The sequence below is a fragment of the Kribbella swartbergensis genome (assembly GCF_054784135.1).
In genome coordinates, this window is sequence record NZ_BAAGPM010000035.1 from 37,885 (window position 1) to 55,552 (window position 17,668).

Below are 17,668 nucleotides of genomic sequence, written 5' to 3' on the forward strand. Positions count from 1 at the left end.
TGGGTCCTGGATCGCATGTGCCGGGTTCCAAGATCACAGTGGCTGGACGAATGTCGGGTCATGAACGCGATTCGACATCGTCGGAGGCAGTCGTGAACCGGCGGTCACGTGACCCGAACTCCGTGCCGACCATCGCAGAGCGGCGGCGCCTGCTGGAGGTACATCGCGCCGCTACGCGGTTCTTCCGTCGAGAGTTGCTCCGAGCAACGGGTAGCTGGCCCAGGGAGTACATGGTGAACGGAGGTGCGAGCGAGCTACTCGCCCCAGACTCCGGGTGGTCAGTTGGATATGCACCCGATGCGCCCTCGCGGCTGGTCGATCACCTGAGGGCTCGCGGCTTTGACCTCGAGAGCGTGAGGAACGCGGGCCTAGGCTGCACGAGCCCTGAGGGGCGAACGGTGGATCGCTTCCGTGACCAGGTCATGTTCCCGACTTGGAACGACCGTTTGGAGGCGGTCGGATTCGTCGGTGTCCGTAACGCTGCTGCGCCGTACTATGCGACCTCACCGGCTACGCAGGTTCACCGCCGCTCGAACTGCCTCGTTGGCGTTGCCGAGCAGCGTGATCTTCTCTCGGAGGGCGCCGTTCCTGTGCTGGTCAACGATCCGCTGGATGCCGTGGCGATCGAGCGAGTCAGCCGGCTCACGGTTGGCAGATGGGCCGGGATTCCGTTGTGCGACTCGCTCCTGTCGGCCGAGCAGGCAGGGATCCTGGGCCGGTACGCAGCCACCGATACGGCAATCGTGGTGTTGGCAGACGAGAGAGGCGGGCAGCGAGCCGCCGTTGGATTCCTTGACGACCTATCTCGCTTTTTCACTCGCGTCGGGGCCGTCGAGATTCCGGCCGGGCAGTCCCCAAGCCGGCTGTCCATCTCCAAAGACGGGCTCCAACGACTGCACGACGCCCTACTGACCACGCGACCCCTCGCCGACTACCGCCCGCCCGGGCGACGGCGGCGACGACCGCCCATCTCGCTGCTGGCCACTGATCCCGCCCCACCCAGTCGAACACCGTCGCTCTGAGCGGGATGGCGGCTACAGCCGGCGGACGTTGGAGCCGAGGATCCAGGAGACGCGGCCGTGCTTGTCGCCTACGCGGCCGAGCCGCCGCATAGGTTGTCGTCGGTGTTAAGAGCTGGATAAGCAAATTGCAACTTGCTGCAATTGTGTAACGCGATCTGTTACGTCGACAGCGGTCGCTGGCCAGCTCGGTGACCCGCCTAGTCGCTGGTGCTTGTCCCGGTCGGCGTGAGGTGGGGGAGTCGTCCATGTTTGTGTTGGATCGTTCGCAGCGTGCAGCTGAATTGAATAAATGGCTCGTGCGTTCGACAGATGCGAGGTACTTCCCGAATAGGATTCATGGTGACGAGCTTGTACGTCAGGGTGCGACCTACACTGAGTCCAATGAAGAGTGGGCGTACTCCGAAGAGATAGAGAATCTTCTGACGGAGAATTCGACGTTGCCATTGGTCATGGTTGATAGAAGCGAGTTGCCGGTTGCTGCGTATAAGTTCCGACTGTCCGGGCTGGAAGGCTGGAGCTCTATCATCAAGCCACGCTATATAACTGACGATGGCTTCGCGCCACCGGGGCGTGACTTCTATTTCACGGCGCACATGTGGGGTGCCGAGAGCGGAGAAAGATTGCTGTTGTTTGAGCTGGAGTGTTGAGAGTTGCATCGTTCCTGATCTATGCACTTTTCCATCTCGACGCATTCGTCAAGGAAGGTGGGGTCGGAAGCATTACTCATTCTCGCGACCCATCGGTGCCATCGCGGGAGGTCTGCCGTAGCTGTATTCGACGCATGGCCTAACGGTGCCGGGAGAGGCGCGTGCTCCTTGCGATCGTTGTGCTCGTGACCTGGGCCTATCGAAATCGACTGTTTTCTGATCGCAAACATTCCGGTCGAACGAGCGCACCTCGGGTGGTGATTAGGATCGACGCTGTATCGCCGTGGGTTGTCGGCCCCGCGGTGCAGCGCCTAGTTATATGAGGTCATGCCGTTGATGACGGGTTTGTGGAGTCGGGTGGCAGGGTGGTTGGTTTTCCGGCGGTGGTGGTGTGGGTAGTGGATGTTCCAGACGGCGAGGGCCTGCGTGCGTTGTTGTTCGCTGGTCCAGGTGCGGGCGTAGAGGAATTCTTCGGTGAGGATGCGATTGTGGCGCTCGATTTTGCCGTTGTGGCGTGGGGTGTAGGGGTGTACGGGATGATGCGTTGACGGCGGGCTCCGCGCAGGACCGTGGCGAAGTCGTGGGCTCGGTAGCAGTCGCCGTTGTCGGTGATGATGCGGTGGATGTGGGTGATTCCGTGGCGGCGAAGAAGGCACTGGCGCGGTGGGTGAACTCGATCGCGGTGGTGGCCTTTTCGTCGGGTAGGGCTTCGGCGTAGGCGAGGCGGGAGTAGTGGCTGAGTGCAGGTAGGTGTAGCCGGTCCGCCGGGCTGGTCAGCCGGGGCTGGTTGCGGGTGGTATGGCGCTTCTTGGAGCATTCGGCCTGTCGGGCCGGGTGACGGTGCGGCGGCTGATCGGGACTTGCTCCAGGCCCAGCTCGCAAGCGATCCGAGACACCGGCCACTTGTGGTCACGTCGCAACCCCGATCACCGGGCTGTTACCTCGACCGCCCCGATGGCCGCCGGCCGGAGCGAAGCACACACGTGGCTGGTCGGCAATGCGTCCACGCTCGGCTGCTTCAGAGCGCGAGTGGTTCGCCTTCGTCATGCTGTCGCAGCCCCTGCCGCCTCGTGGTCTTCGTCGTGCCGCGGGATCGACGTCGTGGCCGCGCCGCTGGGAAGTGTGGGCCGCCTACGAGGATCGCTGGGATCTACTTGAGATACCGGACCGCTAGTGTTCCTGTGTTGTTCCCCTCATGGGTGTGAGAGAGCTTCCCTGAAGCGAGTCGGTTTGCCGCGTGGCCATCCTTGGAACGAGTCCTTGCCGGTGTGGTAGCGGGGCTGGCTCGCAGCGTCGATCAGCTCGTCTGCTCCGCCGGACCTTCATGCTCGGCGTCAGCTGGTCCCATGGTGGGCCGATACTGCACGCCGATCGCCTCGATGGCACTTCCGGGGATCACCAGACGCTGCCAGCCCTGCTTGCCTATCTCTATCAGCTCAGCTTGGCCAGGCATCTCCATGTACAGCGGCGGAGCGAGGATCAGCTCTCGATCGGCGAGCTCCAGGTCCGCGCTGTAGTGGGCTACCTTGCCGATGAAACGTGAGCCACTGCTCAGCTTGACCCAGACATGAGGGTCGGTGTTCTTCGGTCGATCCTTGCGAAAGGCCTTCGTCCAGAGCGACTCGTGGGTGAGGCCCGGCTTATCCTTCCCGCGTCCAAGCCACCAGTGCAGAGCGAGCGCAGCGAGCAAAGCGGCACCAGTTGCGACAACCGCCGTGACGACCACATGCCGCAGTTGGCTTGTTAGGTAGGTCTTGTCGGTAACCGCCTTGTCGAGGGCGACAAAGGCGCGACCCCAGAACTGGTGCAGTACCGTGACGACAGCGAGTCCAACGGCGCTGAAGCCGAGTGATCCGAGGGCGACGCGGCTGATCTCGCGGAAGGCGGACTCCGGAATCCCGACTCGGCGCTTTGCCGCCAGCAAGTCGAACAACATGCCCGGTGCGACCAGCAGAAGGAACAGCACCAGCGTCAACCAGCTGGTGGGCAGCATCTGTCAGCTACTCCTCGCCCGATGCGTCGGCTGACGCCTGCTGCCCGGACCCAGCTGGTGGCTCGTAGGGGCTCATCAGCGGGGAGATGGGACCCTCGTAAGGCTCGGCGGGCGCGACATTCAGCGAGTCAACGCTCTTACGCACCTCACTGAAGTCAATCTTGTCTTCGTAGGCCGGTTCGTTCGGTCCTTCGGTCACGCGTGCCTCCCAGGCGCAAATCGCTCAGGCACACCATAGAGGTTCACACCGACAAAGTGCGCGCTCCACCGGCTCTCGATCGGGGCGACTGAGGAGGGGTGAGCTACAGCGGGCGGAGGTCGGAGCCGGGGATCCAGGAGACGCGTCCGTTCTTGTCGCGGACGCGGCCGAGCCATTCGCCGTTGTCGCGGATCCAGACGTCGAGTTCGCCGTTGTGCCACTGGGCTCATTGGACCGGCTGGGCCGGATCCACCTTCCGGACGCGCGTCGGCCGGCCGCGGGCCGTGGGCGTCGTACTGGACGTCGAGGTCGCTGGCTATCCGGTAGGCCTCCGTCTCGTCGTCGATGTCCGTTGCCCGCCACCCGTTGACCGCGCCGTCCCAGACGCCGAATCTGCCCGATCCGTCGTCCGAAGGTCGCACCGTGAACCGCCCACGCATGTCCTCAGAGTAGCGCTTCTTCGAACGTATGTTCTAGTCACGGGAGTTCTGGGTCGTCGAAGGCGTGTTGGAGGGCGTCGGCGGCGGCTGGGTTGGCGGCTCGGCGGGCTAGGTAGATGTCTTGGGTGATGGAGACCTTGGCTTGGCCTAGTTGGTCGGCGATTTGGCGGGCGGTGTGGCCGGCTTCGTCGAGGGCGGTGGCGGTGGTTTTGCGGAGGGCGTGGGACCGGATCCAGGCGAGTTTGTCGGATTCGGCTGGTTGGGTGGCGTCGTGGAGCTGGGCCAGAAGGGGGTGATGGTTATCGAGGTTGATGCCGTAGGTCGCGACGAGCGTGGCGATCTGTTTATGGTCTACCTTGACGCGGCCGGTTTCGATGAGCTCGATCCTGGTTTGGGGCCAGTCGAGGGTGTCGGCGACCTGTTTTCGGGTCATGCCGGTTTGGCGGCGGAGTGCTCGCAAGGATAGGCCTAGGTCGCGGCGGGCGGTGCTGCCGACGGGGGAGAGGGCGGTGCGCAGCGAGCGGCGGACGTTGGTGGGGTCGCGGAAGCCGCCGATGGTGTCGGCGAAGACGGGGTTGTCGAGGCGGATGCCGGCGGCCTGTCGTGCTCGCAGGGCTGCCAGGGTCCAATTGGGCAGGTGGAGGACGCGCTGGCCGGCTCTGGACTTGGTGCGCTTGCGGAGGAGCCCTTCGCCCTTGACGCGGACGATCGTGCTGGTGATCTCGACAGCGCCGGCTTCCAGGTCGACCTCGGACCAGACGACACCGAGCGCTTCGCCGATGCGTACGCCGGTGCCGAGCATGAAGGTGACCAGATCAGGAAGGTCGGCTTGGACGGCGCGTTCGTCGGTGGCGAGGCTCTTGCGGAGGAGGGTGACTTCCTCGGTGGTCAGGGCTCGGGGTGGGTTCTTGGGTTCGGCCTCGATGGCGTCGACTTCGCGGACAGGGTTCACGGAGATGGCGCCATAGCGGACGGCGAGTTTCATGGCGCCGGAGATGATTGCCCGGCAGGTCTTTGCGGTTGGGGCACCGGCCTGGTCCTTCATCTTGGACAGGACGGTATCGATCCGTGGGGTGCTGGCTTCGCCGATACGGAGCTCGCCGAGGGCCGGGCGGATGTGGTTGCCGATGGCGCGGCGGTAGGTGTCGAGCGAGGTGGGGGACCGTTTCCCGTCGTGCACCATTCCCTCGAATCGCTTCTCCCAGAGATCGAGAAGGTGGTTGATCTTGTGCATCGCGGTGAGTTCGCCGGACTGGTTGGTCCTGGCGCGGTCCTGAAGCTTTTTGAGGAGCGCGCGCTCGGCCGCTGTCTTCGTCTTGCCGAACGCGGTGACGTCGCGAACGCGGCCGTCGTGGTCGCGGAAGTTGGCCTTGGAGAGGTAGCGGAGGGGCTTGCCTTTCGCGCCGTTCTTCTCGAGGCGAGTCGAGATGCTTCCCCAGGTTCCGATGGGCAGTGGTGGCCTCGACACGTCATGCCTCCAACCGGTGTGATGGTTGGCTGCTCAACGCTGGCCGTGGCCCGGGATCCGAGAAGTCGGCAGCAATGTGAATCGATGTGATGTGACGCACAGTCACGATCACATGAAGACCGGAGGGGCGATGTAAGGCCGGACACGACGGCTGGGTTGGAGCCCTACTCGCGGCAAAGAGGGACGTAAAGGGGATGCAGCAGGCATGAAGAAACCCAGACCACTGCTGTGACCTGGGTGTTTGTGCGCCGCCAGGGACTCGAACCCCGAACCCGCTGATTAAGAGTCAGCTGCTCTGCCAATTGAGCTAGCGGCGCCTGTGTTGTGTTGTCTTGCGTTCGAACGATGAGGATCGTAGCAGGGGTCGGAGGGAGATGCGAAATCGGTTCGGTCAGGGGTGGCGGGACAGGACGGACATGGCGGCGTTGTGGCCGGCGATGCCGGAGACGGCGCCGCCGCGGCGGGCGCCGGAGCCGCAGATCAGCAGGTTGGCGACGTCGGTTTCGGTGCCCCAGCGGCCCACGTCGGCGGCGTCGGCCGCCCAGGGCCATTGCAGGTCGCCGTGGAAGATGTGGCCGCCGGGCATGCCGACGAATCGCTCGATGTCGTACGGCGTCTTGGCCTCGATGCACAGGTTGCCGTCGGCGTCGCGGGCGATGCAGTCCTCGAGCGGTTCGGCCAGGTACGAGTCGAGGCCGGCCAGCACCCGCCGGGTCGCCTCGTCCCGGGCCGCATCGTTGTCAGAGGCAAACAATCGGGCGGGGAAGTGGACGCCGAAGACGGTCAGCGTGTGGTAGCCGGAGGCAACCAGCGACGGCGCCAGGATGGAGGGGTCGGTCAGCGAGTGGCAGTAAACCTCCGACGGTGGCGTCGGCGGCAGGACCCCCGCGGCGGCCGACTGGTAGGCCGCCTCCAACTGGCTGTAGTCCTCGTCGATGTGGAAGGTCCCGGCGAACGCCCGCCGCGGGTCGTCGCCCGACTTCAGTGCCGGCAGCCGCGACAGCAGCAGGTTGATCTTGAGCTGCGAGCCTTCGGGTTTCTCGACACCGGTCTGACCGCGGAGTTCGGCCAGAGTGGACGGTGCGACGTTGGAAAGCACCCACGAGCAGTCCACAGACCGCTCACCGTCGCCGCCGAGCCAGGTGACGGATCCACGCACGCCGTCGACCTCGATCGAGGTCACTTCCGCGTCGGTGACCAGGGACGCACCGGCGCGGCGCGCTGCGTCGGCGAGGGCGTCGGTGACGGCGCCCATGCCGCCGACCGGCACGCGCCACTCGCCTGTGCCGTTGCCGATGAGGTGGTAGAGGAAGCAGCGGTTCTGCAGCAGGGACTCGTCGTGCAGGCTCGCGAACGTGCCGATGACCGAGTCTGTGGCGACCACGCCGCGGACGGTGTCGTCGGCGAAGCGTCGTTCGATGGTCTCGCCGAGGGGACGTTCCACGAGCTCGTCCCAGAGCTCGGCGTCGACTCGGGACCGCAGTGCGGCGGCGGGTTGCAGCGGTTCGAGAAGAGTCGGGGCGACGGCGGCGGCCAGGGAGCCGACGGCGTCGTAGAAGGACGTCCAGGCCGAGTACTCCGCATTACTCCCCGTGAGCGCGGCGAACGACTCCCGGGTCGCCCTGCCCTCGGGTCGCTCCACCATCAGGCCGAGATCGCGTCCTGAGCGTCGTACCGGCGTGTACGACGCGACGGCGCGCGACCGGAGCTCCAGAGACAGCCCCAGGTCGGCGGCGATCTTGTCGGGCAGCAGACTGACCAGGTACGAGTACCGCGACAGCCGCGCGTCCACACCCGGGAAGACCTGCTGGCTGACCGCAGCACCGCCGGTGTGGGCCTGCTGCTCGAGCAGCAGCGTGGACAGCCCGGACTGGGCGAGGTACGAGGCCGCGACGAGCCCGTTGTGCCCGCCGCCGACGATGACGACGTCGTAGAAGTCCTTCATCAGACCGGCCACTCCAGCCTCTTGTACGCGGCGTCCCAGAACATCCACTCGTAGCGGCACGTCGTCCTGAAGTGCTGATGACAACGCTCCCGCTCGGAGGCGCTCACGTCCAGAGCGTCGGTCACGGCCAGCACCGACTCGACCACCGCGTCGAACTCGTCCGAGCCGTACGTCTCGATCCACTGGCGGTAGAGCGGGTCCGGCGACGACCGCTTGAGCAGCTCGCGGCCCACGTCGCGGTAGATCCAGTAGCAGGGCAGTACGGCGGCCACGGCCTCGGCGTACGTGCCCGTCGCGCAGACCGCGGTCAGATACGACATGTACGCCGTCGTCGTAGGACCGGAACCGGCCGCATCGACGTCAGCCGACGCGAGGCCCAGTGAATCGAGGAGCGAGGTGTGCAGCGAGCGCTCCACCTCGATCGCGTTGGCGGCGTGCAGTGCGAACATGCTGACCGCGTCCTCGTCGACCGCCCGGCCGGCGACCAGCGTAAGCGCCCGGGAGTACGAGCGCAGATAGTGACTGTCCTGCACGATGAAGTAGCGGAACGCCTCGTGGTCCAGCGTGCCGTCGGTCAGCCCGGTGATGAACGGGTGCCGGACGATCTCGGCGTACACGGGCGCCCCGCCGCGGTCCCACAGCTCGCTGGAAAGCGTCATCCCCAACTCCCTCGGCGTCGACTGCGACGACCTTATCCACAACGCGACGCGGCGGCACGAGACGAAAGTCACTCGCTCGCTCTACCCTGACGCCATGAGGTGTTGATGCCACGCCTCCGGGGCGGCGGGTGATGGGGCGGGAACTCCCGGTCTTCCCTCGTCGCTCCGGGCGCTTCGGTCCACGACCGGGAGGCCCCATGACCATGCAGGGGGAGCGGGTTGAGTCGGCGGTCGAGATGCCGCCCGACACGCCCTTGCTGGCCCGGATCCGGGCGTCGGTGATCGGTGACGACCAGGTGATGCCGGGGCCGTACGGCCCGCGCCGGGTCACGTACGCCGACTACACCGCTTCAGGCCGCGCGCTCACCTTCCTCGAGGACTTCATCCGCGCGGAGGTCCTGCCGCGCTACGCGAACACCCACACCGAGTCCAGCGGCACCGGTCTGCAGACCACCCGGCTGCGCGAGGACGCCCGCCGGATCATCCGCGACAGCGTCGGCGGCGACGAGGAGACCGCGGTGATCTTCTGCGGCTCCGGCGCGACCGGCGCGATCGACAAGCTGATCGGCATCATGGGCCTGCGCATCCCGGCCGAGCTCGACGACACCTATCACTTCACCGACCAGATCCCGCCGGAGCAGCGACCGGTCGTCTTCATCGGGCCGTACGAGCACCACTCCAACGAGCTGCCGTGGCGCGAGTCGATCGCCGACGTGGTCGTGATCAGCCAGGACCACGACGGCCACATCGACATCGACCAACTCGAGTCGCGTCTGGTGCAGTACGCCGACCGCCCGCTGAAGATCGGCTCGTTCTCCGCGGCCAGCAACGTCACCGGAATCGTCAGCGACACCCGTCGCGTGTCGGCGTTGCTGCATCGGTACGGCGCCTTGTCGTTCTGGGACTGCGCGGCCGCGGCGCCGTACGTGGAGATCGACATGTACGGCGACGACCCGTTGGCGTACAAGGACGCGATCTTCCTGAGTCCGCACAAGATGATCGGCGGACCTGGGACCCCCGGCGTCCTCGTGGCCCGTCGCGAACTGCTCCGCAACCGGGTTCCCGACGTCCCCGGTGGTGGGACGGTCGCGTACGTGAACCCGCTCGAGCACCGGTACCTCGAGGACCCGGTGCACCGCGAGGAGGGCGGGACGCCGGCGATCATCGGGTCGATCCGGGCCGGGCTCGCGTTCCAGCTCAAACAGGCGGTCGGGATCGACGTGATCCGGGCACACGAGGACGCGTACCTGCGGCGAGCGGTCGAGGCCTGGCGGGCGGAGCCGAACCTCCAGATCCTCGGCAACCTGGACGCCGAGCGGCTGTCGATCGTGTCGTTCGTGGTGAAGGCACCGTCCGGGAGGTACCTGCACCACAACTTCGTGGTCGCGCTGCTGAACGACCTGTTCGGCATCCAGTCGCGCGGCGGGTGTTCGTGCGCGGGTCCGTACGGTCACGCGCTGCTCGGGATCGACCTGGAGCGGTCGCACGAGTTCGCCGAGGAGATCCTGCACGGATGCGAGGGGATCAAACCGGGCTGGGTGCGGGTCAACTTCAATTACTTCATCTCCGAGGCGGTGTTCTCGTACGTCGTCGAGGCGGTCAAACTGGTCGCCCGCGACGGCTGGCGGCTGCTCGGCGACTACCGCTTCGACCCGACGAACGGGCTGTGGCGCCACCACCGCGGTCCCGTCGAGCCGCCGATGCGGCTGTCCCAGGTCGGGTACGACGCCGACGGCACGTTGCGGTATCCGCACCACGACCACACCGCCCCGGAGTCAGCCCTGGAGGACTACTTGGCCGAAGCCCGCGAACTCCTCTCCAGCTGCCGGATCAGCCCGGACGGCGAGGGCCACGTCAACGCGGACTTCGACCACCTCCGCTGGTTCGACCTACCCTCCCGATGTCTGTCGGGGCTGCCGGGACGTCATGCGTAGGTAGTAGCCGTCGGCATCGAAGAGCCGGAAGTCCCGCAACCCCCACTCCCGCAGTTGTACCGGCCCCTCGACCGGCCAGCCGGTCGCCCGCACGCGCTCGTACTCGGCGTCGATGTCGTCGACTTCCAGCACGATCTCGGTCCCGGCCGGCACTCGCCGTACCGCGGGATCGACGGGCTCCGGGGCGGCGCCGATGCCGATCAGCGCCGACCCGCGGCGCATCCACAGGTACCGCTCCTGCCGGGACAGCTCCTCGAAGCCGAGCACGTCCCGATAGAACCGTCCGGCCCGATGGAGGTCCTCCGCGAAGACCTCGATCCGCAATGTCATCTCCATGGGACGATTCTCAGACCTCAAGTCGGCTTGAGATCAAGTCCGCGGCGGCGAGGGCCTGGTCGTTGTCTCTGGCAATCACTTGGAGGCCGACGGGAAGGCCCGGGGTGGGGATCGGGATGGTGATCGCGGGGTGTCTGGTGAGGTTCGCCAGACGGGTGTTCGTGAGCAGTTGGGCGCGTACGACGCGAGCGCCGTCCGGATCGTCGATGGCGTCGATCGGTGGGGCAGGGGTGAGGACGGTCGGGGTGATCACGGCGTCGACCTGGTGGAGGAGGTCGGTCATCGTCTTGGTGATCTCGGCTGCCTTCGTGCGGGCCGCGTCGTACCGGTACCGCGGAACGGCGGCTGCGTCGCGGAGCCGTTCCCGGACGTCGGGTTGGTAGCGGTCGGTGGCGCGACCGGCATGGTTCGCGGCGGCCTCCGGGCCTTGGAGATCGGCAGCGGTGTGGAAGCTCTCGGCCCAGTCCGGTAGGCGTACGTCGACGGTCGGCAATCGCCGGATCGCGTGAGTCCACGCGGCTTCCACGTCCGGAGTCAAGTCGAGGTACTCCTCGTTCACGACCACTCCGAGTTCCTCGACCACGGGCTGGTTCGCGGTTGAGCCCGTCAACGCCGCGACGGCGTACGCGGCATCGTCGACAGTGGTCGTGAGTACGCCGACGTGGTCGAGGCTCTGCGCGAGGGGGAAGACGCCGTCGGCCGGCAGCGTGCCGTACGACGGTTTGAAGCCGACCACTCCGCAGAGTGCGGCCGGGATGCGGACCGATCCGGCCGTGTCGGTGCCGATCGCGAGCGGGACGATCCCGGCCGCGACCGCCGCTCCGGCACCGGAGCTCGAACCGCCGGTCATCCGGGTCGGGTCATGCGGGTTGCGGCAAGGTCCGACCCGATTCGACGTACCCGTGCAGCCGTAGGCGAACTCGTGGGTGTGACTCAGCCCGATGACGATCGCGCCGGCCGCCCGGAGGCGCGCGACCACCTCGGCGTCACGTCGCGCGATCCCGTCCATTGCCGCGGATCCACAGCGATAGGGCAGTCCCTCGACCTCGATGATCTCTTTGACCAGCACGGGTACGCCGGCCAGCGCGCCGGTCCGTGGATGCTCGGCCGCGGCCTTGCGGGCGCCGTCGGCATCGAGGTGCACGACCGCGTTCAGGTGCTGCGATTCCTCCGCGCGTCGGAGAGCCTCCTCGACCAGTACGACGGGGTCCAGCCGGCCGGTGCGCACAGCCTCGGCGACCTCCGCGAGACCGCTCATGCGTCGACTCGGTGATCGGCGGCGAGTTCGGTCGCCAGCTTGAGCGTTTCCGCGTCCGGCGGTTGTGGACTCGTCGCGCCGTACGCCTCGAGGAGTTGGTGCTGGACGGCGTCGACGGTCAGGTCGGGCACTTCACTCGAGACAGAACCGACCGACGCGGGATCGAACGGCAGTTCCAGCTGAGCGTAGATCTCGGTCAGCACAGGGCGGAGTCGTGCGTCGTCGCCCACCACGATCAGCGCGCTGAACAGCCAGCCGTTGGGTACGACGCGTTGTCCGGTCCCGGCCAGTTTCACCACGCCGCGTGCGTTGACGCTGTGCGCACCGGGGCAGTATTCACCAGGCACAGCACCGACCCGCGCGTCGATGCCGAGTGCTCGCAGGACGTCGGCGTACATCAACCCGAACTGCTTGAACCGCGTCTCCAGCCCATCCGGCGCCAACCGCTCCTGCTTGACGTGGTCGACGACCAACGCCTCAGACGTGTAGGCCACCGGCCGACCGCCGACTGCCCGTACCAACGGCTCGAACCCGGCTGCCCGAGCAGCCCGAACCGCCGGCCCGAACCCCGGCAGCCGCGTGTCCCGCCGTCCGAACACGACCACAGGCGCCGAGGGCCGATACACCCGCAGGGCCTCCGTCACCTCGCCGGCCGAAACCCGCCGCACCAACGCCTGAGCCCCCGCCAACTCGACGGCCCCGTCCCCACCCCCGCCACCCATCACCAACACCCCGCCATCGTGCCATGTGACACTGACGGTCATGGCGGAGCCGACGGTTGACCGGGTGTTGGGGGTTGACGCCTGTAGGAGGGGGTGGGTGGGGATCTCGGGGGAGCTGCGGGGGTACTTCGGGGTGACGATCGGGGAGTTGGTGGAGCGGGCGGAGCGGGATGGGGCTCTGGCTGTGGTGGGGGTGGACATACCTATTGGGCTGCCGATCACCGGGGCGCGGCAGGCTGACGTGCTGGCGCGGAGAGTGGTGGGGAGGCGGGCGTCGTCGGTGTTCTCGACGCCGGTCAGGGAGGCACTCGTCGCGGCGACGCATGCCGAGGCGTCGGCGGTGAATCTGCGGGCGACCGGGAAGGGGCTGAGTCAGCAGGCGTACGCGTTGGCGCGGAAGATTCTGGAAGTCGATGCGTGGGCGCCGACCGCGGCGTGTGCAGTCATCGAGGTGCATCCCGAAGTCTGCTTCGCGACGATGGCCGGCCGCCCGTTGACGCATCCGAAGTCGACCTGGGCAGGCGGGGAGGAACGCCGACGGCTGCTGGCGAACGCCGGCATGCAGGTTCCCGCCGACATCGGTCCCGCGGGCGAGTCCGCCGCCGTCGACGACGTACTCGACGCGGCTGCGGCGGCCTGGACAGCCAGGCGTTATGCCGAGGGCCGCGCCCTCGCCTACCCAGAACCTCCGGAACTGTTCGGCGACGGGACGCCGGCCGCGATCTGGGCGTAGGTCGTGTCCGGCAATTCCTCGGCGACGGCAGGCATGACCTAGCGGGCGCCGGCCTTGCGGAGGAGCGTGGCTATTTCGTCGTAGCCGCGGTCGACGGCGTGTTGGAGGGGAGTGACGCCGTTGCTGTCTGCGAGGGAGGGGTTGGCGCCGGCTGCGAGGAGGATGGCGACGATCTGTTGCCAAGGTTCGGTGCCCTTGCCGAGGATGACGGCTTCCAGCAGCGCGGTCCAGCCGAGGTTGTTGACATGGTTGACGTTGATGCCGGTCTGGACGACGCGACGAACGTAGTCGACGTGGCCGCGTTCGCTCGCCGGGATGATCGAGATGCCGCCGAAACGGTTGCGAAGATTGAGGTCCGGGTCGGCCGGCAGCAGGGTCTCCAGCATGGCGACGCTGCCCGTCACACCCGTGACCAGCCAGGCCGAGTCCTGACGGTCGTCCTGGGCGTCCGGGTCTGCGCCGAGTGCGACCAACAGGCGGGCCGTGTCGACGTGGTCGCCCAGCGACGCGAGCAGGAGTGCCGTACGGCGGTGCTCGTCCCGCGACTCGAGCGGCGCGCCGGCCGCGAGGGCAGCGGCCACACGGTTGGCATCACCCGCTTCGGCAGCCTCGAGGAGCACGGCCGGGGCTTGGTCGCGAGACGGCAGTTTTGAGCTCAGTACGGCGGCCACTTGTCCGCGGGCGGCCTGGACCGGCGTGACCCCGTCGCGCTCGGCCGGGAGGTCGCGGTTGGCTCCGCCGGCGATGAGTAGGCGGACGGTGTCGACGTACCGCTGGCTCCCGTCGCCGAGCAGGATTGCCTCGTGCAGAGCGGTCCAGCCGAGGCGGTTGACGTGGTTGACGGCCACACCGGCGCGGAGCAGGCGGCCGACCACAGCGGCGTGACCGCGTTCGGCAGCGCGGATGAGCGCCGTACCGCGGTAGCTGTCGAGGCTCCGGACGTCCGCGCCGTGCTGGAGCGTGAGATCGAGCAGGTCGAGGTAACCCTCGCTCGCAGCGATCAGGAAGGCGCTCTGCACGGTGTCGTCGACCGCGTTCACGTCAGCGCCGGCCGCGATCAGCCGACGGGCTGTCGGCACGTCGTTCTTCCAGGCCGCGGCGATCAGCTGCTGGTCGAGCGATGCGGCTTGCTGCACGGTGGACGTCCTCGCGCTCGGGGTTGGTACGGGCGGTGTGGTGGAGCAGGCTGCCGCCACCAGGATGGCGGCAGCCAGGGCTATCACTCTGTACATCAGCGTGGCGGGGTCAGCGCGACGACCTGGTACGGCGGTACGGCGACCTGCTCGTCGAACTTACTGTCAACGAGCAGCAGCCTGCCCTGTGCCAGCTTGGCGGTCGTGAACACGCGGGACGGGTCGGTCGGGGTGGCGGAGACCAGAGTCGCGGTGCGTCCGTCGGACGAAAGCGTCAGCGTGGTCAGGACGCGGGAGAAGTTGCGCACGACCCACAACTGGTCGCCGTTCCGCACGAGACCGTCGGCGTTGACCAGTTCCGCCGTACCGGTGTCGATCGGTGAGACCTTGCCGCTGCCCAGGTCGAACCTCCAGAGCTTGCCAACGTTGCCCTGGGCCACGACCAGAGCACTGCGGTCCGGTGACAGCACGATGCCGCCGAGGTTGAACCCGGTCTGGGTCGGGATCGTCGCCGTGGCGTCCACCCAGGTCCGGACCGTCCACTCGCCGTTTCGCTCGGCCACGCGGAACACCTGCGGCGCGTTGGAGTTGGTGAAGTACGCCGCACCGTCCGGGCCGATCACCACGTCGTTGAGGAACGCGTTGGCGACACCGGTGCGCATAGCCGCCAGCAGCCGGCCGGACTGGTCGTACACCCACAGGTCCGGCGCACCCGCGTGGTCGATGCCGTTGGGACCTCCGGCGACGTACACGCGACCCTCCGAGTCCACAGTGACGCCGCGAGCCGTCCAGCGGCCGTCGGTCCCGTCACCGCGCAGCCACTCCGTAGCGGCCGTGGAGTTGAGCTGACCGCGGTGGATCTCGCCACCCGTCGTCTCCGACACGTAGAAACGCTGCGTGCGTACGTCGTACCCGATGCCCTCGAACTTGGACCCGCCCGCGTCACCGGGCAGCTCGTAGCTGGCAGGCCGGGCGGACGCCGTGGGCGCGCCGACTCCGATGAGGGCGGCGGACAGCGCCAGGGCGGCGGACAGGGAGCGTACGGACATGAGTACCTCGCTTCTGGAGTAGTGGATGTCTCCAGCCTGCTCTGTGGGCGCCGCGGGGACGACGGGCAATCGGGGACGATCAGATAGCCGAACGGATGATTCGGTACGGCGGCTTTCGGGCCTACCATCGGCTGGATATGACTACTGCGCGTTCACACAGCACGCCGGCAGCCGCCGGGAGCCCGACTGCGCCCGCTTGGGCGACCGGGATCCTCGGTCGTGCCAACGGGCTGGTGACGGTGCTGCACGCGGCGTTCGTCGTACTGGTGCTGGCGTCCGCTGTGCGGTACCTCTCCGGGCACGGGTTCGGCGACCAGGCCCCGTGGGTGCTCGCCGGAGCTGCTGTGTTGCTGGCGACGTACGCGGCGTACCGGGTGCTGCCCGGGCGGGTGTGGCTGGCGTTGCTGGTGGTGGTGTGGGTCGGACTGGTGCTGCTGGCGCCGTCCTTCGCGTGGTGCGCCGTACCACTGTCGTTCGTGGCGCTGCGGGTGCTGCCGTTCTGGCCGGCCTGCGTGGTCGTGGCAGGGATGGTGGTGACCACTGTGGTCACATGGACCCGCATGACAGACCGGCTGGACCCGACGATCGTGCTCGGGCCGGTGTGCGTCGCCGTACTCGCCGTCAGCGCCTATAGAGCGTTGGAGCGGGATGCGCTGGCGCGGCAGGCGTTGCTGGACGACCTGCACGCGGCACAGGGTGATCTGGCCGACGCACAGCATCAGGCCGGCGTACTGGCCGAGCGGGCACGGCTCTCGCGGGAGATCCACGACAGCGTGGCTCAAGGGCTGTCCAGCATCAATCTGCTGTTGCAGGCCGCTGAACGCGAGTGGGACGACCGACCGGCCGCTGCCCGCGAGCACGCGGCTCAAGCGGCGGCCACGGCGCGCGACGGGTTGGACGAAGTACGGCGGGTCGTGCGGGACCTGGCGCCGTCCGACCTGTTGAGCGGGTCGTTGCCGGACGTACTGCGGCAGGCCTGTGAGCGGCTGGCTGAGCACAGCGAGGTCGACGTGCAGGTCCAGGTGCACGGCACGCCGGTAGCGCTCGGGCCGGAGGTAGAGACCGCTTTGCTACGTACTGCGCGTGGTGCACTGGCTAACGTGATCGAGCATGCTGATGCGAGCACTGCGGTCGTCACGCTGACCTACCAGCCCGATGCCGTCGTACTGGACGTTCGCGACGACGGGCGCGGTCTGACGGCTCGCGCTACTGGCCCTGACCGTGGGCGCGGCCTGGCAGGTATTCGTGAGCGGCTGGAGGCACTTGGCGGGACTCTCGTGCTGGAGAGCGAGCCTGGTGAAGGTACGGCGCTTGCGGCCTCAGTGCCGCTGGAGCGGCCATGATCCGGGTTGCGCTGGTCGACGACCATCCGGTGGTCCGTGCCGGGATGCGTGCACTCGTCGACGGTCAGGACGACCTGACTGTGGTTGGTGAGGCGTCCGACGCGCACAGCGCCGAGCAACTGGTTGCGGCTGTGCGGCCGGACGTCGTACTGATGGATCTGAACCTAGGAAGCGGTCCTGGTGGTGCTGAGGTCACCGCGCGGCTGCGTTCCCTGCCGGAACCGCCGCAAGTCCTGGTGCTCACGACGTACGACACCGAGGCAGACATCCTCAGCGCGATCGACGCCGGGGCGTCCGGTTATCTGCTGAAGGACGCGCCGCCCGAGGACCTGTTCCGCGCCATCCGCGGCACCGCACGCGGCGAGGTGGTCCTGGCCCCGGCCGTCGCCGCCCGCCTGGTCAAACGCTCCGGGCCGCTCCTCACCGACCGAGAGGTCGAGATCCTCGGCCTGCTGGCCACCGGCCAGTCGAACCGCGAACTCGCCAAACGCCTCTTCGTGAGCGAGGCAACGATCAAGTCCCACCTCTCCCACATCTACACCAAACTCGAAGTCGACACCCGAGCCGCCGCCGTAGCCCGCGCCATAGAACAACGCATCATCCGCCCACCCGGCTGAACACCGAACGACGTCGTCGCTTGAAGCCCGCAGGATGCCGCGGGGCTGGGTGGGGGAACCTGCTCAGAACACCTTCGACAAAACCCACACCGCGAAGGCAAGAAACCCCACGACGAACGTGACGACAACCACAACCCCATACCCGAACCACAAACTCCCAGAACCCTTCA

General features: G+C 67.4%; 16 protein-coding genes, 1 tRNA gene and 1 pseudogene. 6 read left to right on the forward strand and 12 right to left on the reverse strand.

From position 1 onward, the window contains the following. Positions 1-50 precede the first annotated feature (50 nt). Both ACYVOK_RS32295 and ACYVOK_RS32300 read left to right on the forward strand, forming a co-directional pair. Entirely contained in the window at positions 51-1,022 is a 972-nt protein-coding gene (locus tag ACYVOK_RS32295) for a hypothetical protein (protein WP_460666387.1), read from the forward strand. A 245-nt stretch (positions 1,023-1,267) separates the two neighbouring features. Beyond that, positions 1,268-1,669 (forward strand): hypothetical protein, encoded by a 402-nt coding sequence (locus ACYVOK_RS32300; RefSeq protein ID WP_460666388.1) that lies wholly within the window; start codon positions 1,268-1,270, stop codon positions 1,667-1,669. A 311-nt stretch (positions 1,670-1,980) separates the two neighbouring features. Here ACYVOK_RS32300 and ACYVOK_RS32305 read toward each other — a convergent pair. From ACYVOK_RS32305 to tenA, 7 genes and pseudogenes are all read right to left on the reverse strand, one after another. Further along, a pseudogene (locus ACYVOK_RS32305) lies at positions 1,981-2,433 on the reverse strand (integrase core domain-containing protein); the annotation flags it as partial. 533 nt (positions 2,434-2,966) lie between these two features. Next, on the reverse strand, positions 2,967-3,662 hold the full coding sequence (locus ACYVOK_RS32310; RefSeq protein WP_460666389.1) for a DUF6338 family protein: 696 nt from the start codon (positions 3,660-3,662) through the stop codon (positions 2,967-2,969). 7 nt (positions 3,663-3,669) lie between these two features. Continuing rightward, a complete protein-coding gene (locus ACYVOK_RS32315; protein WP_460666390.1) occupies positions 3,670-3,861 on the reverse strand; it encodes a hypothetical protein in 192 nt (63 codons plus the stop codon). 477 nt (positions 3,862-4,338) lie between these two features. Then, positions 4,339-5,769, reverse strand: a complete 1,431-nt coding sequence (locus tag ACYVOK_RS32320) for a helix-turn-helix domain-containing protein (RefSeq protein WP_460666391.1) — start codon at positions 5,767-5,769, stop codon at positions 4,339-4,341. A 244-nt stretch (positions 5,770-6,013) separates the two neighbouring features. Next, positions 6,014-6,086, reverse strand: a tRNA-Lys gene (locus ACYVOK_RS32325). 74 nt (positions 6,087-6,160) lie between these two features. Continuing rightward, a complete protein-coding gene (locus ACYVOK_RS32330) occupies positions 6,161-7,714 on the reverse strand; it encodes a phytoene desaturase family protein (protein WP_460666445.1) in 1,554 nt (517 codons plus the stop codon). Next, positions 7,714-8,373: a thiaminase II gene (tenA, locus tag ACYVOK_RS32335; protein WP_460666392.1), complete on the reverse strand. Its 660-nt coding sequence runs from the start codon at positions 8,371-8,373 to the stop codon at positions 7,714-7,716. The genes ACYVOK_RS32330 and tenA overlap by 1 nt, the downstream gene beginning before the upstream one ends. 197 nt (positions 8,374-8,570) lie before the next feature. On the opposite strand from tenA, the gene ACYVOK_RS32340 reads away from it, so the two are divergent. Beyond that, a complete protein-coding gene (locus ACYVOK_RS32340; RefSeq protein ID WP_460666393.1) occupies positions 8,571-10,307 on the forward strand; it encodes an aminotransferase class V-fold PLP-dependent enzyme in 1,737 nt (578 codons plus the stop codon). Here ACYVOK_RS32340 and ACYVOK_RS32345 read toward each other — a convergent pair. From ACYVOK_RS32345 to ACYVOK_RS32355, 3 genes are read right to left on the reverse strand one after another with little or no spacing between them, the layout of a single operon-like run. Beyond that, entirely contained in the window at positions 10,263-10,643 is a 381-nt protein-coding gene (locus ACYVOK_RS32345) for a VOC family protein (RefSeq protein ID WP_460666394.1), read from the reverse strand. The genes ACYVOK_RS32340 and ACYVOK_RS32345 overlap by 45 nt on opposite strands. Positions 10,644-10,653: 10 nt before the next feature. Then, a complete protein-coding gene (locus ACYVOK_RS32350; protein ID WP_460666395.1) occupies positions 10,654-11,901 on the reverse strand; it encodes an amidase in 1,248 nt (415 codons plus the stop codon). Next, positions 11,898-12,623 carry a lipoate--protein ligase family protein gene (locus tag ACYVOK_RS32355; RefSeq protein WP_460666396.1) on the reverse strand — a complete coding sequence of 242 codons (726 nt, stop codon included), beginning with the start codon at positions 12,621-12,623 and terminating at the stop codon, positions 11,898-11,900. Before ACYVOK_RS32355 ends, ACYVOK_RS32350 begins: the two co-directional genes overlap by 4 nt. A 40-nt stretch (positions 12,624-12,663) precedes the next feature. Here ACYVOK_RS32355 and ACYVOK_RS32360 point away from each other — a divergent pair, with 40 nt between their 5' ends. Then, positions 12,664-13,356: a DUF429 domain-containing protein gene (locus ACYVOK_RS32360; protein WP_460666397.1), complete on the forward strand. Its 693-nt coding sequence runs from the start codon at positions 12,664-12,666 to the stop codon at positions 13,354-13,356. A gap of 38 nt (positions 13,357-13,394) precedes the next feature. Here the strand turns inward: ACYVOK_RS32360 and ACYVOK_RS32365 are convergent, their stop codons facing one another. Then, positions 13,395-14,492 (reverse strand): ankyrin repeat domain-containing protein, encoded by a 1,098-nt coding sequence (locus tag ACYVOK_RS32365; RefSeq protein WP_460666398.1) that lies wholly within the window; start codon positions 14,490-14,492, stop codon positions 13,395-13,397. A gap of 95 nt (positions 14,493-14,587) precedes the next feature. Then, a complete protein-coding gene (locus ACYVOK_RS32370) occupies positions 14,588-15,538 on the reverse strand; it encodes an SMP-30/gluconolactonase/LRE family protein (RefSeq protein ID WP_460666399.1) in 951 nt (316 codons plus the stop codon). Between the two features lie 137 nt (positions 15,539-15,675). Between ACYVOK_RS32370 and ACYVOK_RS32375 the strand changes: the two genes are divergently transcribed. Together ACYVOK_RS32375 and ACYVOK_RS32380 are read left to right on the forward strand one after the other, a co-directional pair. Then, positions 15,676-16,881 (forward strand): sensor histidine kinase, encoded by a 1,206-nt coding sequence (locus tag ACYVOK_RS32375; protein WP_460666400.1) that lies wholly within the window; start codon positions 15,676-15,678, stop codon positions 16,879-16,881. Continuing rightward, positions 16,878-17,498 carry a response regulator gene (locus tag ACYVOK_RS32380; RefSeq protein ID WP_460666401.1) on the forward strand — a complete coding sequence of 207 codons (621 nt, stop codon included), beginning with the start codon at positions 16,878-16,880 and terminating at the stop codon, positions 17,496-17,498. The genes ACYVOK_RS32375 and ACYVOK_RS32380 overlap by 4 nt, the downstream gene beginning before the upstream one ends. The last annotated feature ends 170 nt before the right edge of the window (positions 17,499-17,668 follow it).

Bases quoted from the DNA above. Each gene is read 5' to 3' on its own strand.
- ACYVOK_RS32295 (WP_460666387.1), top strand. From the start codon at position 51: ATGTCGGGTCATGAACGCGATTCGACATCGTCGGAGGCAGTCGTGAAC.
- ACYVOK_RS32300 (WP_460666388.1), top strand. From the start codon at position 1,268: ATGTTTGTGTTGGATCGTTCGCAGCGTGCAGCTGAATTGAATAAATGG.
- ACYVOK_RS32310 (WP_460666389.1), bottom strand. From the start codon at position 3,662: ATGCTGCCCACCAGCTGGTTGACGCTGGTGCTGTTCCTTCTGCTGGTC.
- ACYVOK_RS32330 (WP_460666445.1), bottom strand. From the start codon at position 7,714: ATGAAGGACTTCTACGACGTCGTCATCGTCGGCGGCGGGCACAACGGG.
- tenA (WP_460666392.1), bottom strand. From the start codon at position 8,373: ATGACGCTTTCCAGCGAGCTGTGGGACCGCGGCGGGGCGCCCGTGTAC.
- ACYVOK_RS32340 (WP_460666393.1), top strand. From the start codon at position 8,571: ATGACCATGCAGGGGGAGCGGGTTGAGTCGGCGGTCGAGATGCCGCCC.
- ACYVOK_RS32345 (WP_460666394.1), bottom strand. From the start codon at position 10,643: ATGGAGATGACATTGCGGATCGAGGTCTTCGCGGAGGACCTCCATCGG.
- ACYVOK_RS32350 (WP_460666395.1), bottom strand. From the start codon at position 11,901: ATGAGCGGTCTCGCGGAGGTCGCCGAGGCTGTGCGCACCGGCCGGCTG.
- ACYVOK_RS32355 (WP_460666396.1), bottom strand. From the start codon at position 12,623: ATGGGTGGCGGGGGTGGGGACGGGGCCGTCGAGTTGGCGGGGGCTCAG.
- ACYVOK_RS32360 (WP_460666397.1), top strand. From the start codon at position 12,664: ATGGCGGAGCCGACGGTTGACCGGGTGTTGGGGGTTGACGCCTGTAGG.
- ACYVOK_RS32370 (WP_460666399.1), bottom strand. From the start codon at position 15,538: ATGTCCGTACGCTCCCTGTCCGCCGCCCTGGCGCTGTCCGCCGCCCTC.
- ACYVOK_RS32375 (WP_460666400.1), top strand. From the start codon at position 15,676: ATGACTACTGCGCGTTCACACAGCACGCCGGCAGCCGCCGGGAGCCCG.
- ACYVOK_RS32380 (WP_460666401.1), top strand. From the start codon at position 16,878: ATGATCCGGGTTGCGCTGGTCGACGACCATCCGGTGGTCCGTGCCGGG.